Annotated in this window: 18 protein-coding genes; 2 read left to right on the forward strand and 16 right to left on the reverse strand. The window is 39.3% G+C overall.

Annotation, left to right across the window (positions count from 1 at the left end; genetic code table 11):
* Window positions 1-3: 3 nt before the first annotated feature.
* The gene (gmk, locus tag IGL23_RS12655; protein WP_002354915.1) at window positions 4-618 is read right to left on the reverse strand and encodes a guanylate kinase; all 615 of its coding nucleotides are present in this window, start codon (window positions 616-618) and stop codon (window positions 4-6) included.
* Window positions 619-841: 223 nt separating this feature from the next.
* On the opposite strand from gmk, the gene IGL23_RS12660 reads away from it, so the two are divergent.
* A complete protein-coding gene (locus tag IGL23_RS12660) occupies window positions 842-2,323 on the forward strand; it encodes a DUF1958 domain-containing protein (RefSeq protein ID WP_430619657.1) in 1,482 nt (493 codons plus the stop codon).
* 42 nt (window positions 2,324-2,365) lie between these two features.
* Here the strand turns inward: IGL23_RS12660 and IGL23_RS12665 are convergent, their stop codons facing one another.
* The 13 genes from IGL23_RS12665 to gnd all read right to left on the reverse strand — a co-directional run bounded on the left by IGL23_RS12665 (window position 2,366) and on the right by gnd (window position 12,430).
* Window positions 2,366-2,671: a hypothetical protein gene (locus IGL23_RS12665; protein WP_002383233.1), complete on the reverse strand. Its 306-nt coding sequence runs from the start codon at window positions 2,669-2,671 to the stop codon at window positions 2,366-2,368.
* Window positions 2,672-2,726: 55 nt separating this feature from the next.
* On the reverse strand, window positions 2,727-3,611 hold the full coding sequence (locus IGL23_RS12670) for a YicC/YloC family endoribonuclease (RefSeq protein WP_010821916.1): 885 nt from the start codon (window positions 3,609-3,611) through the stop codon (window positions 2,727-2,729).
* Window positions 3,612-3,627: 16 nt separating this feature from the next.
* On the reverse strand, window positions 3,628-3,846 hold the full coding sequence (locus tag IGL23_RS12675; RefSeq protein WP_002381076.1) for a YdbC family protein: 219 nt from the start codon (window positions 3,844-3,846) through the stop codon (window positions 3,628-3,630).
* Window positions 3,847-4,021: 175 nt separating this feature from the next.
* A complete protein-coding gene (locus IGL23_RS12680) occupies window positions 4,022-4,489 on the reverse strand; it encodes an ASCH domain-containing protein (RefSeq protein WP_033594395.1) in 468 nt (155 codons plus the stop codon).
* A 315-nt stretch (window positions 4,490-4,804) separates the two neighbouring features.
* Window positions 4,805-5,458, reverse strand: a complete 654-nt coding sequence (locus IGL23_RS12685; RefSeq protein WP_033595369.1) for a bifunctional 4-hydroxy-2-oxoglutarate aldolase/2-dehydro-3-deoxy-phosphogluconate aldolase — start codon at window positions 5,456-5,458, stop codon at window positions 4,805-4,807.
* 4 nt (window positions 5,459-5,462) lie between these two features.
* Window positions 5,463-6,536 (reverse strand): mannonate dehydratase, encoded by a 1,074-nt coding sequence (gene uxuA / locus IGL23_RS12690; RefSeq protein WP_430619658.1) that lies wholly within the window; start codon window positions 6,534-6,536, stop codon window positions 5,463-5,465.
* Window positions 6,537-6,559: 23 nt separating this feature from the next.
* Window positions 6,560-7,012 carry a PTS sugar transporter subunit IIA gene (locus tag IGL23_RS12695; protein WP_002354905.1) on the reverse strand — a complete coding sequence of 151 codons (453 nt, stop codon included), beginning with the start codon at window positions 7,010-7,012 and terminating at the stop codon, window positions 6,560-6,562.
* Window positions 7,013-7,089: 77 nt separating this feature from the next.
* Window positions 7,090-7,596, reverse strand: coding sequence for a PTS system mannose/fructose/N-acetylgalactosamine-transporter subunit IIB (locus tag IGL23_RS12700; RefSeq protein ID WP_002354904.1), 507 nt, complete (start codon window positions 7,594-7,596; stop codon window positions 7,090-7,092).
* A 21-nt stretch (window positions 7,597-7,617) separates the two neighbouring features.
* Window positions 7,618-8,490: a PTS system mannose/fructose/sorbose family transporter subunit IID gene (locus IGL23_RS12705; RefSeq protein WP_002354903.1), complete on the reverse strand. Its 873-nt coding sequence runs from the start codon at window positions 8,488-8,490 to the stop codon at window positions 7,618-7,620.
* Between the two features lie 20 nt (window positions 8,491-8,510).
* Window positions 8,511-9,347, reverse strand: coding sequence for a PTS mannose/fructose/sorbose/N-acetylgalactosamine transporter subunit IIC (locus IGL23_RS12710; protein WP_002354902.1), 837 nt, complete (start codon window positions 9,345-9,347; stop codon window positions 8,511-8,513).
* Window positions 9,348-9,359: 12 nt separating this feature from the next.
* The gene (locus IGL23_RS12715) at window positions 9,360-10,466 is read right to left on the reverse strand and encodes an iron-containing alcohol dehydrogenase family protein (RefSeq protein ID WP_002360997.1); all 1,107 of its coding nucleotides are present in this window, start codon (window positions 10,464-10,466) and stop codon (window positions 9,360-9,362) included.
* A gap of 14 nt (window positions 10,467-10,480) precedes the next feature.
* Window positions 10,481-11,482 (reverse strand): D-isomer specific 2-hydroxyacid dehydrogenase family protein, encoded by a 1,002-nt coding sequence (locus IGL23_RS12720; protein WP_002360996.1) that lies wholly within the window; start codon window positions 11,480-11,482, stop codon window positions 10,481-10,483.
* 12 nt (window positions 11,483-11,494) lie between these two features.
* A complete protein-coding gene (gene gnd, locus IGL23_RS12725; RefSeq protein ID WP_016627517.1) occupies window positions 11,495-12,430 on the reverse strand; it encodes a phosphogluconate dehydrogenase (NAD(+)-dependent, decarboxylating) in 936 nt (311 codons plus the stop codon).
* A gap of 376 nt (window positions 12,431-12,806) precedes the next feature.
* Here gnd and IGL23_RS12730 point away from each other — a divergent pair, with 376 nt between their 5' ends.
* Window positions 12,807-13,694, forward strand: coding sequence for a MurR/RpiR family transcriptional regulator (locus IGL23_RS12730; RefSeq protein WP_002383224.1), 888 nt, complete (start codon window positions 12,807-12,809; stop codon window positions 13,692-13,694).
* A gap of 257 nt (window positions 13,695-13,951) precedes the next feature.
* Here IGL23_RS12730 and IGL23_RS12735 read toward each other — a convergent pair whose 3' ends face one another.
* Window positions 13,952-15,736, reverse strand: coding sequence for an ABC transporter ATP-binding protein (locus IGL23_RS12735; RefSeq protein ID WP_033595367.1), 1,785 nt, complete (start codon window positions 15,734-15,736; stop codon window positions 13,952-13,954).
* Window positions 15,736-16,335, reverse strand: coding sequence for a MarR family winged helix-turn-helix transcriptional regulator (locus IGL23_RS12740; protein ID WP_002359022.1), 600 nt, complete (start codon window positions 16,333-16,335; stop codon window positions 15,736-15,738). Before IGL23_RS12740 ends, IGL23_RS12735 begins: the two co-directional genes overlap by 1 nt.
* Between the last annotated feature and the right edge of the window lie 218 nt (window positions 16,336-16,553).

Consider the following 16,553-nt stretch of genomic DNA (forward strand, 5'->3'; position numbering starts at 1 on the left):
AGGCTACATCTCCTCTAACATTTTAATATATTTTCCAATTACACGGTCAACACGGAAGTGCTCACTCGCGATAATGTCTTTAATTCGTTGCACGGCTAAAGGAACTTCATCATTCACTACCGCATAATCATACAGCGCCATCATTTCGATTTCTTCTCTGGCCACAGCCATTCGTTCTTCAATCACAGACATTTCGTCTGTTCCGCGGCCAATAATTCTTGATTTTAATTCCGCTAAATCGGGGGGTGTCAAAAAGATAAATACGCCATCAGGCACTTTGTCTTTGACTTGTTTAGCCCCTTGGACTTCGATTTCTAAAAAGACGTCTTTGCCTTCATCTAGCGTCTGGTTAACATACGTTAATGGTGTCCCATAATAGTTACCAACATATTCCGCATATTCCAACATTTCTCCAGCTTCAATCATCGCTTCAAATTCTTCTCTTGAACGGAAATAGTAATCTACTCCATCCACTTCGCCTTCTCGCTGTTTCCGAGTGGTCATTGAGATTGAATATTGAAAATCATTTTCTTCACTGTCGAAAATAGCCTTTCTTACAGTCCCTTTCCCCACTCCTGAAGGACCTGACAATACGATTAATAACCCGCGCTCTGACATAACGACTTCCTTTCAAAACATAATTTCACAGTATTAGTTCTATTTTGCACTTTTTTTCTGCAATTTTCAAGACTTTCTTGGAGATTCACTGAAAAAATAACATTTCTTCTTTAATTTGGCTTTCATAACTTGTTCTTTTTTTAAACAAATTACCTAGAATTCCTATACAGGCAGCCATTTTTTAAGTAAAATGAAGTGATGACTCCTTTAGGATGAAAAAAACGTGAATAAGAAAGGACTGAGAAACATCGCACGAATTAAACCATTTACATTGTTTCTGCTAGGCTTAGTTGTCAGTTGTGGGGCCTTTTTTGCCCAACCTACTGTGACTCACGCAGAAGAAGATATTACCGCAATTGCTAAAAAAATGGGGACAACCCTGAAAGCGGATGGCATTCCCAAAGCAGCCATCGTTGTTGATGCTGATTCTGGAGAAATTCTCTGGTCGCAGCAACCAGATTTAGCGTGGAATCCTGCCAGTATTGCCAAAGTGATGACCATGTACTTGGCCTTTGAAGCAATGGAGCAAGGAAAATTTACAATGAATACGACTGTGACTGCTACGCAAAAAGATGTCGATATTTCTAAAATATATGCCATTAGTAATAACAAAATTACGTTAGGTGTTGCTTATCCAGTCCGTGAACTGTTAAAAATGATTGCTGTCCCCTCTTCTAATGTGGCGACTCTCATGTTGGCAAACTTAATTTCAGGGAACCAGCCTACTGACTTTGTTCATTTAATGAATCAAAAAGCGGCTGAACTAGGGATGACAAATACTACCTATTACAACTGCAGTGGGGCGCAAGCAAGTGCCTTTAACGGCCTGTATCAAATGCAAGGAATTGACCCAAATGGCGATAACGTCTCTACAGCTAGAGATTTAGCTTCACTAACCTATCATTTTCTGAAAAATTATCCAGAAATTTTAGAAATCACCAATAAACCAGTGGTGAAAACAATGGTCGGCACGCCTTACGAGGAAACGTTTGAAGCGTACAATTATTCTTTACCAGGCGCTAAGTATGGTTATCAAGGCGTGGATGGTTTAAAAACAGGCTCTAGTCCAACAGGCGGCTTTAACTATATTGCGACTGTCAAACAAGGAGATTTCCGTTTAATTGAAGTCATTTTAGGCGTTGGTAATTGGCAAAACCAAGATGGTGAATACGAACGGCATGTGGCTGGGAATGCTTTGCTGGACTATGCCTATACGACATACGAACGCAAAAAACTTTTAGACAAAGGACCACAAACCATTGATCACAAAAAAGTCACTTTGGCTAACGATTTATACGGTGTCGTTCCCAAAGGCAGTCAGCCTACTTTTAAATTAGTAGCAGGGCAAGTGCAAGTCGACACGCCCTTGACATTGTTAAATAGTACGGTTCAAGCACCCAAAGTGGCTTACCAAGAAGTTAAGCCAAAACAAACAACAGCGGAAGCTGCGGAAGAATCAAACGAACATTCTGGGGATACCACCGTTGCAGAACCGAATCATTTTATTCCCAAATCGATTGCCACAAGTGTTTTAGTCCTTTTCGGGCTGATTTTCTCAGTAATTACCCGTCAGCTTCAAAAACGTTTAGAACGTCAGAAAAAACACGGCAAAGAAAGCAGTAAAACTGCATCCATGCGGACAATCTTTTTAAGTGCCGCAGTTCTTTCTTTCCTATGCGCCGTTGGCTTGTTTCTTTTATTCTAATTAAAAAAATACCACCAAGCGTGAAATGCTTGGTGGTATTTTTTATAAGCCCATATTAGAAAGCGTATTGACCACGTTCATCAATTCATCGCGACGACGAACTTGTTTGTCGACAGGGCCGTCAACTTCTTTCACGTCAATGCGAACAACAAAGTGACGATTCAAAGTAACAAACGTGTCTTCGTTAATTTGGATATTTAATTCTGTTTCAGAATAGCTTGCACAAGCATCTTGCCAGACGTCAAATGGTTCTCTGTCTGAAGCGACTTCTGTTTTTACCACAGAACGACCACTTAATTCTTGAAAGGTTACATCATAAAATTTAGTCATTGCTTTCACCTCTGTCATTTATTCGTTACTTCTATATTATAGCGTTTTCTGGAAAAACACGAAACCATTTTCTCTATTCGACATTTTGAATTTGTTCACGAATCTTTTCTAAGGTTGTTTTCATTTGAACGACACTATTTTTTATTTCAATTGGACTTGATTTCGAACCAATCGTATTGACTTCACGGTTCATTTCTTGAATTAAGAAATCTAGTTCTCGGCCCACTGGTTCTGTTTCGTCAAGCAACTGATGCAACTTATCAATATGGATATTCAAACGATCCAATTCTTCATGAATATCGCCTTTTTCCAATAAAATGGCCATTTCTGTTAATAAGCGTGTTTCATCCACTTGGCTACCTAACCATTCGTTTAATTTCGCTTCAAAACGTTGACGGTATTCTTGTTCAAAAACACCCACAAACGCTTGCAGCTCTTGAATTGATTGGGTCAACACTGCTACGTAGTCAAGCAGGACTTGTTTAATTTGCGTTCCTTCTTGCACACGGCTTTGGTCAAGACTAGCGATGGCTGCTTCAAATGCTTGAACAAGAAATGGTTCAAATGTCTGATCAACGATTTCTGCTTCCACTATTTCGACAAAATCATTTTGCTTTAATAAATGGTTGACCGTGTCCCCTGCATCAAACGTTGCTTCCGGATAGTTTTCCTTTAAATGTTGATCTACCGAAGTTAATAATTGATCAATTAAGTCCCACTGCACGCGCACTTCTTTTTGATTGTTGCCGATTTTTTGGAGATTTACATAGACTTCCACACGTCCACGTTTTAACGTGCGTTTGATTACTTGCCGAATCACCAGTTCATAGGCATTCAGTTCCTTGGGCATACGCAATTGAATATCTAAAAACCGCTGGTTGACACTTTTGACTTCGATATCCAATTGATAATTTTCATTTTGAATAGTCTTTTTTCCAAATCCAGTCATACTTTTCATTGACAGGGTGCTCCTTTTACATGGATTTAATTGTTTTGCTTAATTCAGCAAATTCTTCGTTAGTTAAGGTGATGCCTTTACCCATTTTTTCGTGATCAGGGGCCCACTCACGCAAATCAAATTTTGGTGGACGACCATTCCAACTAATTAAATTCAATTCTTTACGCCAGCCACGAGCATTCTCAGATAACACAGCGACTTCTTCTAAAATTTCATATGAAAATTCTTCTTTCATAACATTCACTCCTTGTTAGTATTCCTTAGGTTATTGTACCATCTTTTCCTCGACACTTAAAATACACATCTCTTTTCTATCACCCTGTCTATATAAACATACGCAACTTTTTCAAAAAATCAGTAAAAAAAGCGGCGACTGCTCGTTTCAATCGTGTCATTCACCGCTTCTCTGTCTATTCTTTTTCTGTATAAAGATCCACCACTTCAAAACTTTGGCAAACTAACAGCATGTCGGGATAAAATTGTAGCTGATAGGGGGCCAGTTCTTCTTTAAAGAACCGCGCATGCTCTTCATACCAATAATCCAGCGTCAAATCTCCTTCACCTTCCGCTTGTGCAAAAGATTCTGAGACCTTATTCATGGGCATAATTTCAACTTTGGTTGTTCGAATAATAGCCAGCGGTTGAGACTGACCATCTAAAATTATGTCGTATTGACCAGCTTTAGGGAGTTGTTCTTCCATCTTATAAATATCTAAAGAAGAACATGTCGCTGTCTTACGACCAGAAACAACCAATTGACCCAAACGATTACCCATCTCAGAAGAGCCATCACCAAACATCCACACATCGGGCATCAACATATCTAATTCATGTTTATCTAAAAAGTTTTGCCAGAACACTTCTACATTTTTTAACATCCTTTGCTCTCCTTTTTATTTTTACTTCACGCAACCTTCTTTCACTAATTATACATAACTGATTGCTTTTCTCCTATACTATTTTTACAAAATGAAAACTAAAATAATGTCAGTAACATTTGGACAGAAAAAAAAAAGAGAGCGTGGGACAAAAATCACTTTGGATTTTTGCTCCACGCTCAAAAACTTATAAACGGCGGGAACAGAAGCAACTCCTTCGGAAATAAGCCGAAATTCTCCAAAAATTACAGAACAATTTTCGGAAATTCCTTCTTATTTCTCGGAGTTAAACGCTTCTGTCCCGACCTCATCTTTTTATTTTGCTTGTCGTTCTTTGATTTTCGTGAGTAAAGATTGAACATGCTGGCGTGCCGAAGCTTCATCTTCTTGAAGCATCTTTTCCGATAAAATAAAGGATCCGCCCACTGCTAATACTTCTTCTGCTTCCACATACTCTATAAAGTTTGTTTCATCAATCCCACCAGTTGGTAAAAATTGAACATCATAAAACGGACCGCTTAAACTTTTAATGGCTTTTAACCCGCCGTAAATATCGGCTGGGAAAAATTTAACCACTCGTAAGCCATACGCCAGCGCTCGCTGAATCTCCCCAGGCGTAGCTGTTCCTGGAAAAATAGGCACCTCATTTGCCAGACAAAAATCAATGACTTCTGGAACAATCGCTGGGGAAACAATGAACTGTGCACCGCTCGCTAATGCCTCTTGGGCTTCTTTCAAGGTTCGAACAGTTCCTGCGCCTACTATTAAATTTCCTGAAGCAGCAAGTTGTTTGATGGCAGGCAAGGCCAGCTGACTCCGAAAAGTGACTTCAATAAACGGTAATTCGTTTTCTACTAAGACTGATTCTACTTGTGGCAAATAGCGTAAATCTGTTGCAGTGTATAGTGGTAAAAGTTTACATGTCGCTAATTGTTGATACAGTTGATTTTTTTCAACTTTTGTTTCCATTCTGTCACTTCCTATTTTGTTTGGCTTTGGTTGCTTCGTACAGTCCTTGAATATAGGTCAACCCCATTGCTCGATCATATAAACCATAACCAGGCATCGCTTTTTCATCCCAAATTGCCCGCCCATGGTCAGAACGAATAACGCCTTCATACCCTACGTCTACCAGTGCTTGCATTAATTCCGCCATATCTAACGAACCAGCGATACTAGGATGCGCCGTTTCTTCAAAACGATGCTCACCTAAATACTTCACATTGCGGAAATGAACAAAATTAATTCTGTGACCTATTTCACGAATCATAGTAGGCAAATCATTCGTCGGGTCCGCACCGAGGGAACCTGTACAAAATGTAATCCCATTTGCTGGTGAGTCCACCAAGGAAAGGATCCGTTTTAAATCCGCTAAATTTTTAGTGATTCTTGGCAAACCAAAAATTTCCCAAGGTGGATCATCGGGGTGAATCCCCATTTTGATATTTTCTTCTTCACAGACAGGAATCACACGTTCTAAAAAGTAGCGCAAATTTTCGACCAAATCTTCTTCCGTTACGCCGGCATACATGGCTTTCAATTCTTGAAATTGTTGCAAACGCTCCTCTTCCCAACCTGGTAACCGGAATCCTTTTGACTGACTGTGAATCAATTGATACATGTCTTCTGGCTGCATGTTCTCTACCACAGCTTGATCAAATAACAACGATAAGCTACCATCTTCATTCTCATACGCCAAGTCCGTTTTAGCCCAACCAAAAATAGGTTTGAAACTGTAGCACACTAAGGAAATTCCGCATTTCCCCAAGTTACGCAACGTTTGGCGATAATTATCAATATAGTGGTCTCGTTGATCCGTTCCCGCTTTAATGGCATCATGAATAGCAACACTTTCAATTCCTAAAAGTGCTAATCCTTCTTGTTCCACCGATTGTTTAAGTGCCTGAATTTCGGCTACTGTCCAAACATCACCTGGTAGTTTATTTAACAAGGTACCGACAACACCAGTAATTCCTGGAATCTGTCGAATATGTTTTAACGGAATGGCATCGCCTGCCGCTCCGTACCATCTAAATCCCCATTTCATTGCTTTCACCCTTTACTACATTCTTAAAAATCATCGTCCTCATCCTCTTCGTCCTCAAAGGAAGTCATAGAAATATCCCATGCTTGCACACTTTCTTTGCCTTGCGCAACAATCGCTTGCGCCGCTTCAGCAATCGGTGTGCCCAATAATTGATGGTTTATCGCTTCTAAGACCATTGGTAGGTTGGTACCACTCACCACAAAGATTTTCTTTTGTAGAGCTGGTTCGAGTTCGTTAATCACCAAAACTGCCTGATTGTAAGGACTCGCACTTAATAAGTCAACCATGACCAACACGCCATCCCCTTGTTGGACGTTCTCAATCGCTGTTTTAATTTGTCCGCCTAGTGCTTGGACATCGTCTCCACTATTTAGATTAACGGTTTCGATATTTTCGGTTGCGCCCATAATCACGGTAGCTGCGTCTTTCGCACCGTCACTTAGTGCACCGTGTGTAGCAATCACAATCCCTAACATAAAAGTTCCTCCTTCAATTCAGTGGCTTGAGTCATTACTTCAAACAGTCATGCAATGACTCAAGCGACTGGCCTTTTTTATAAATTAAATTTGCCTAAAACCTCTTTTAAACTAGTTTTTGGTGCAGAAGGCGTTGCTTGGAAATAAATATCTTCTACGCCATACACCTCATGTAGTTCTTTTAATTTTTCGGCATCTTCTTTGTTTAAATAAACTGATTTGGTTACTAATAAATCTTTTTCTGGATTCTTCTGTGCAATACCGCCGATGTTTAACTCCTTCATAGGGACTCCGTGTTTTACTAAGTCATAAATTACAGAGACGGTTTTAGCGATTAAAATACAGTTGTACTCTTTGAATTGGTATTCATCCCAATAAAATTTGGCTTTTTCCGGCGTAATGACAATGGTTTTTTGTCCTGTCCGACTGCCTGCACTTTTGTATAAATCACGCATAAATTTATCCTTTGCCACCACTTCATCGACAACGAAAATGGAATTAACACCACTTTTTTGGGACAAGGTCACCATCACTTGTCCATGAATTAATCGTTCATCTACTCTTGCTAAATTTACTACGCCCATCTGATTCACGTCCTTTTCTTTTTATAAAATACCGACTGTTGCTAAGACAATTAAAATACCTGTTAACCACAATAATGCTTGCGTAACTTTCAAGCCTTTTTTCGTATAGAACCAATACACGCCCATTACAACAGCTAGCGGTAAGAGTCCTGGGACAATCTGATCAAGGATATCTTGAACCACAAACTCACGGCCAGAAAGTTTAAATTGAAGAGTTGAAGAAACTTTGACATAATTACCAGCTAAAATCCCCATCATGAACAACCCTAAAACAGATAACATTTCAATGGCTTTTTGAATCCCCGCACTTTGCATTAAGCCTGTGGCATTCCGCCCCATTTTGAAGGATTGTCTCGCAAAGAACACACCTAACAGTACTTGATAAAGAGCAAACGCCACAAATGGGAAAATCGCACCTAATGCGCTACCTTGTTGCGCCCACGGCACCGCAATCGCAATAAAAATATATTGAACCGTGCCTGAGTCAATCGCATCACCAATCCCAGCTAACGCGCCCATCAAGCCAGCTTTGGTGTTATACATTAAATCATCTTGCATCATGATTTCGCGGCCTTCATGTTCTTCTTTGGCCCGCTCTTGTTCCATAGAAGCCATCAACCCAGTAATGACCCCGCCGCCCCAACTTAATTGCGTATTGAAAAACAGCAGTTGACGCATATAAGCGGCTTTTAATTGTTCATCGTCTTTATACAATTTCTTTAAAAGTGGCATCATTGCGTACAATAACGAAGGCGCCAAGTAACGTTCAAAGGAATGGGGAATTTCATTGGCAAAATGCCAACGGAGATAGGCTTTTGTAACATCTTTATTGGTAATTTCTTCTGGTGCTAAATTCGTTGTTTTCGGCACGACTTTTTCTGTTGTTTCCGTCATTTCAGTTCCTCCTTTTTCTTTTAAAACCCGTCATCGTAATCGTCATCATCATCAAAATCAGTGGTGGCACTGGCGGAACCAGCACTTTCTGCTACAGGTTTGCCTTTTTGGACTTGCACAAAAATTAACGCAATAATTACGCCAAAGATGGCATACGTTACCATGGTAATTTCCAATGACTTAAAGACGATACTCATGAAGTATGCAAGGAAAAAGAAAACCAAGAAATCTTTTCGACCAATGACATAGACCGTTGTCGCAATCCCAATTGCGGCTAAACCACCACCGACTACTTCTAACACGTGAATCACAACGGTTCCTTCTAATGCTTTAATAATATCGGCAATGACTGGTGCCCCTAGATAAAGAGCAAAAAAGACTAATGGAACGAATAAAATAAATGAGGCAATCGTTGGATACCAGATAATTGAGCGGGCAATTTTTTTAGAATTTAGTTCAGCCACCGCACGATCGGTATACTTCCCTAAAAACGTGTTAATAAAGAAACGGAATTGATATAAATAACTTCCTAAAAGACCGACAGGAACCGCTACGGCGATAGCCGCTTCCGGCTTCAAATTTCCTAGCAACGCAACTGGCACAGCAATCGCTGCCGCAATTGATGGTTCTGCTGGCATAGAGCCACCTGGTGAAAAAACACCCATGTAAATCATTTGTAATGCTGCGGTGACGATCATCGCTTTCGGGACATCGCCCATCACTAAACCTGCTACTAACCCTGTCATTAAGGGCGAGAAACGCAACGTTAACGTTGCTCCTCCTCCAAGCCATCTGGACATAATTGCTGCCACCCAAAGCGCCATTATCAAACTTTGTAAAACACTTAACGTTTCCATAGTTCCTCCTTCTTATCCTTGGTTTTGGATATACTTTTCTAGCTCTTCAATCCCTTGACGTAAACGTTCTTGCGAAATCTCAATAGGAATTAAATGAACCTTTTCTTTTGAATCAATAAATTGAACCATTGCATCGAGTACTGCTTCTTCTTCTGGGTAAAGGCCCATTTGTCGTAACGACATGGGCAAGTTTAGCTCTTGATAAAAGGGGATTAATGCGTCTATGATGGCCCACCTTTTTTCCAATGCTAATTGATAGAAGATGCCGTAAGCTACTTTTTCGCCATGTAAATAGTCATGACTTTTTGGTAAAAATTTACTCATAGCATCATGCATGGCGTGTGCTGCTGCATTGCGGGCGTATTTGTCGCCGAAGCCGCCGACTAATCCAGAAACAGCGAAAACAATTTCTGAAAGATGGACAAATTCAGGCGTGAGTTTGCCCTCATCCATCGCTGCTAAGGCTGCTTTTGAGTCCCGCATAATCGCTTCTTGCGAAAGCTTGGCGGTCGCTCCCGCTAATTGTAAAAAGGGTTCCCCTTGCAAATGGGCTTGGCGTAAAATGGTCTCTGATTCATACCATTTCGCTAACGTATCAGCTAAACCAGCGACAAAATAATCACGGGGCGCATCAAGAAGCAACTTAGGATCAGTGATTAAAAACGCAGCTTGGCGAAAGAAATGTTCCGTTTTGCCTTCGGCCGCGCCATTTTCTTGATACATCACAGCTAACGGTGTCCACGGCGCACAGTTACTAGCCAAAGTAGGGACTAAGCCAAAATTCAGATTGTTTAAATGGGCGCTGTAGCCCACTAAATCGGCTAACTTACCGCCGCCGACTCCCAGAAGAAAGTCAATCTGGTGTTCCTTTATTTGCTGTGAAATTTGTTCGGCGCCAAAATAACTACATTCTCCTGTGTAAGTGTGATAGAAGAATTGATACTCTGAATCTGCCAAGAATGGTAAAAATGGCTGAGCTTTTTCAAAGGATACGGTGCCATGCACCACCAAAATTCGTTGGGCGTGATATTCCTTGAAAAGTGACGGCACCGAAGCTAAGGCGCCTTCGTGGTAACGATAAAATTGCGGTCCAACTTTCACTTTTAAATCAGTTAACATGCTCCTCCTCCTTCTTAACTAACGTAACGACTGACTTCTTGCACTGCCCGTTGAGGTAAAATACCTTGCACCACGTCTTCCACATCTTGCACGCATTTTTCTCCCATCGCTTGCAGGCATTCCATGGTATAAGCGGAGGTGTGCGGCGTCATTACTACATTTTCAAACGCAAGATAAGGATGATTTTTCCGACCTGGTTCCTCTTCTAAAACATCTGTCCCAAGCCCAGCAATTTTGCCCGATTCTAAGCCGGCAATCATGGCTTCTTCATCAATCAAGGCGCCTCGTGCGCTATTGGAAAGATAGACGCCGTCTTTCATCTTGGCAATTTCCGCCGAGCCAATCATGTGATAACTTTCTTCAGTTAAATTGGCACATAAACAAATGATGTCAGCTGAAGCTAGCAACGTATCTAAGTCTACTTTTTTGGCTCCATAACTTTGCAGATAAGTGGCGGATTTATAGGGATCATACGCTAACACGTCACAGCGAAATCCGTTTCGTAACGTCTCCACGACACAACTTCCTGTGTTCCCAACACCAATGACACCCACAGTTTTGTTAAATAACGTCCGACCGACAAAATTCGCTCGTTTTTCCCATTGATCTGCTTTAACGCTGGCATCTGCAGCCACGGTTTGCCGTAAAACAGCTAGTAAATTTGTGACATTGTTTTCCGCCACGGCATCTCGTTCTACTAAAGCTGGGATGATGGAAACAATTGTCTCGTGCTGTTTTGCAGCGTCTAAATCGATGTTGTTATACCCAATGCCGTGGCGAGAAATCAGCAACAATTCATCTTTATGTTCAAAAAATTCTTTCGTGAAAAATGGCGTCACGCTAGCAATAATAATCGTATATCCTTGTAAACGTTCCGCTAACTCTTTGCCACCAATTTCACTGTCGACTGTAAAATGCTTCACGGTGCCTATTTTTTCTAAGCGCGTCAAGTGTTCAGGAAAAATTTGACCAAAACTACTGGAATTCACTATGGCAATTTTTTGTTTTTTTAACATGACTAAACTCCTTTACTGACTTTTTACGACTTCATGCCCGCCAAATCCTTGTCGCAAAGAAGCGACCACTTTGTTTGAAAAATGATTTGCTAGCATACTTTCATTTCGAGTAAATAAGGACAACGCCGTAGTTGGGACGGGCATCTCCAAACGCAATGCTTCTTCAATCATCCATTTGGCTTCGCCATTTGCTGCCACTTTCCCTTCTAGATTGGCTAACGTAGGATTTTCCGCAAAAACCTCTTTCGCTAAGCCCATCAAGCGAGCTTCAATAATCGAGCCGTGATTCCACACATCGGCTACTTTCTCCAACGCAAAATCATATTCGGCAGCTTCTAATAAATTGAATCCTTCGCCCATGGCTTGCATCATGACGTACTCAATCCCGTTATGCACCATTTTCAAATAGTGACCAGCTCCTGATTTCCCAGCATAAAGATACCCTTGTTCACAAGCTAAATCTTCAAAAAATGGGGTTAACACCTTGACGGCTTCAGGCGCACCGCCAACCATTAAACACGCTCCTTCCCGCGCTCCTTTGATGCCACCAGAAGTACCACAATCAATAAAATAAATTCCTTTTTCCTTAGCAAATTGAGCATTCGCAACACTATCATGAAAATTTGAATTGCCACTATCCACAATGATATCCTCTGGTGCTAATTGCTCTACCAATTCTGCCACTAATTGATTGGTAATCTGACCAGCGGGGGTACTTAAAAAAATCACCCTCCTTTTGTTAAGCGCTTTCAATAGTTCCGGCAACGAATCTACAACGGAAAGCCCCTGCTCTCTAGCAGTCGCTCTTGCTTCCTTTGTCACATCAAAGCCAATAATGGGCCAGCCTTGTTCGTGAACATTTAATGCCATGTTCAAACCCATTTTCCCAAGTCCAATAAAGCCAATGTCCATTTTTCTTTCACCTGCCTCTTTTGATACTTCAATCATAAAGGATAAAAAAAATAATGTAAACGATTACACTAATTAAAAAATATTTTTTATTTTTTAGCAAAAATCTTGCCTGCTCAAAAGGTAAAACGTTTTTATTTTTAAGGAGCTTTCATACAAAAAACACAAGTAAATCTCTTGGTATCACGTTCTTTTTACTGGCTACTTTCTTTAGTTGAGAGAAGTCTTTTCAAGACCCCTTCATTTTTCAGAAAAAAGATTATTTATTTTTTTTGGGCTTTTTTTAAAGAATTTCTTTTTTGTGGAGAAAAAGAGAAATTGTATTTGTCCTCTTTTTCCACTATAATCAGTCTATACCAACAATGAAAAGGCATTCATTTTATTTTTAAAAAAATAAGATTGGAGGAACGTGTTAATGAAAAACCACTATTTGGATCAACGGATTCGGATCAAAAAACCGAATTTGAGCCTCACAGAAAAGAAAATTTCCGATTACTTTGTTCATTCTGAATCATTATTGACACAAATGACGTTAGAAAGTCTTGCCAACGAAATTGGCGTCTCCCAATCTTCCGTGTATCAATTTGTAAAAAAGATTGGCTATTCTGGGTTCCAAGAATTTAAAATTGATATCGCCAGGAATTCTAATTATCAGCCGACTTTTCAAAACGTCAATAGCGTGAATGGCGCCGATGATATTTCACCAGATGATGATAGTATTACGATTGCTAAAAAAGTCTTACAAGCCAATATTTATTCCCTCAGTAACGCCACACAGTTCTTAACAAAGGAGCTGTTAGATAACGTGTTGGCTTTGATGTACTCTGCCAAAACGCTTCACTTTTTTGGGCAAGGTGGCTCCTCGATTGTGGCTTTTGATAGTTTCCATAAATTCATTCGGACCAACTATCGGTGCAACTACATTTTTGATTACCACATGCAGTTAAGTTTTGTCACAAAATTAACCAGTGAAGATTGCGTGTTTATTTTTTCCCATTCAGGCAAAACCAAAGAATCAATCAACCTAGCACGACAAGTTAAAAAAACCAACGCAAAAATGATTACGTTAACTGGTAACAGCGGTTCAGAATTGGCAGGCTTGTCCGACGAAGCAATTATTGTCGTCACCGAAGAAGGCTTGTTTCGTGCGGAATCCTTGGCTTCACGGATTAGTTACTTAACGGTAATGGATATTTTATATACAAATACGATGTATCACAATTTTGATCAAAATGCCGATTCCTTGAAAAAAATCCGCGACAACATTAGCACGACTAAGACAGATCCGCATTATTTGTCGTAAGATCTGAATGGTGCTTATTTTTGTAATATCGGTCCTCGCAAATTGGCTTTATACCGTGACTCTACATTTTATGAAGCAAGTGAACTACCATGGAGGTATTTAAAAAGCGACCAATTTTTTGGTCGCTTTTTATCTTGTGGGTAAAAATAAGTTGGAAAAAAGAACTTGGGGGTTATGTCCAAGTTCTTTCTAAATCTTAAGACAATTAGTTAAATGCATGTGTTGTCTTAGCTTCATTTTAAGTTTGCTTATTTCGTTCATTCCGTTACTTTAAATTGTTCGGATACATATTTAGCGTAAGTTTTATGTTTACTTACTAGCTCATCATGTTTTCCTGAACCAGTTACTTTCCCTTTTTCAACAAAGTAAATGCTATCCGCATCAACAATTGTCGACAATCTATGGGCAATAACCAATGTCGTTCGGCCCTTCATTAAATTAGACAATGCCTCTTGGACCTTCATCTCAGATTCTGAATCTAGGCTAGCAGTAGCTTCATCTAACATTAAAATCTTGGGATTCCGCAAGAATGCACGAGCAATTGCAATACGCTGTCTTTGTCCTCCAGAAATTTTAACGCCACGTTCACCGACTTCCGTATTCAATTTATCTGGCATTTCTTCTACAAATTTTCGCGCATATGCTAGTTCCAAGACATCCCATAGTTGTTCATCTGAGAAGTTTTCTGCTAAGCCATACGTTAGATTATCTCTGATTGTCCCTGCCATAATCGCAGAATCCTGTGATACAAAGCCGATTTGACGACGATAATCTGATAATTTGATATCTTTTATGTCAATATCTCCAAATTTAATTTGTCCTTCTGTAGGTTCATAAAACCTTTCAATTAAACTAAAAATCGTCGATTTCCCGCCACCTGATGGGCCAGCAAAAGCAATTACTTGGTTTGGCTGAGCAGTAAAAGAAATGTCTGTTAAGATAGGTTCCTCTGGTGCATCTTCATAAGAAAATTTTACATTTTTAACTAATAAAGTCTTTTCCGATAAATCAATATCTTGTCCACTTTCAAAGTCTTCAGGTTCTCTAGATAACAATTCTTGCACTCGTCGCGTTGATCCTGCTGCTTTAGCTACTTCAGAAAATAACGTCGCAATGATTGGCATGACGCCAATAAGATTAAATAGATACATTAAGAAACTCATCAATGTTCCGATTGTCATCACACCAATGGCAATTCGATGCATCCCATATGCTAATAGCCCAAATACCATGCTCATAAAGACCATCATCATAATTGGTTGCATAGATGCATCAAATATTGCTTCTTTTTTCCCTACATTAAATAACCGATCCACTTCATTTGCAGCACGAACCTGCGCCTGAGATTCAGCATTAGAAGTTTTGACTAAACGAATTTCACTCAACGTTTCAGTAGCAAGTCCGTTAAATTGACTCATAGCATCTTGGCGAATGTGACTAACTTTTGAACCAAATGCCATTACTGGAATCATACAAAGGATTACAACAGGAACAGCAATTACCATAGCAAGCGACATATGCCAATCCATTTTAATCATCATATATACCGTACCAATAACTGTAATCACACTGGCAACTGTTTGAGGAAAAGTAACGGCTAACAATTGCTTAACTTGATTAGTATCATTTACGACCCGGCTGGATATTTCACCCGCTTTAACAGAGTCAAAATAAGAAACTTTTAGAATAGTTAATTTATTCCATAAGCGTTTACGCATATTTTGGATGACATTTTCACCAAAAATACCTAAAATTGTCCCTCCTAATGCAGAAACGAGTGCTGAAAATATAAATAATCCAACAACTTTACCTAATAAACTATAATCTACTCCCTTTTGAAAATTATTGACTAAACTTGAAGCAAGTTTTGGAACGTACACTTGGATACTAGAAGAAATCACAAGAAATATCATCCCAATGCCAAGCAGTAAATAGTTAGGCTCTGTCATCTTGATTAAGCCTAAAAATTCTTTAAACGAAAATTTTGTTTTATCTGCTCGGATAGAATCATGACTATTTTTGCCGCCTCCACCTACTGCCATTATCTTCTCCGACCTCTCTTCCATCCTTCAAAGCCACCGTATTCACCATTGAATTCACCAAATCTACCAAAGCCATCATGTCCCATCATCTGTTCTCTAGCTCTACCATATCTAGCTGATATTTTTCTGAAATGTTCCCAATTTTTATCGTCGCCAAAAATTGTTTCAATTTTATCTAAAAATTCTTCACTAGAAATATTCTTTTCTATACGTTCTAAATAATTATTTAAAGACTCTAGTTCCTCCTCTGAAAAGCCCTTAAACATTTCTTCATTAAATCCATTGGAAATATTTCCTTGAGTACTTAAACTTTCTCGTCCCTTATCGGTCAATACAACGAATGTGACCCGAGCATCTGATTCATTTTTGACTCGTTTAACTGCTTTAACAGACTCTAATTTTTTTATGATTTGTGTCACACTAGAAGGTTTTATATCTAAATATTCAGCGATTCTTCCAGCTGTTACATTTTCTTCAGAAGCAAGCAATTTTAACGTTTCAAAAGTGTTATCTGGCTTCTCCTCTATGCTAGAAGCAAAGATTAAGTAAGGTTGTTGAGCAATTTTTAATAGTTTATTTAAAATATCTGTTTTTTTCATAATTTCCTCCAAAAAATTTATTTAGTTTATATATAATCTAACGAACTAAATAGTAATCTATTTAGTTTACTTTGTCAACAACAAACTAATTATTTGTATGTAGATATAACCAAAATGAAAAATAGCATACAGAAACTGCCGATTTGTTTTATCGATTCATCTGTTCCTCTACTTAAAAATCTATTTGCCGATTCAATCATGAATACTAAAAAAACGCT

The organism is Enterococcus sp. MSG3299, assembly GCF_050555765.1.
Lineage (GTDB): Bacteria > Bacillota > Bacilli > Lactobacillales > Enterococcaceae > Enterococcus > Enterococcus faecalis.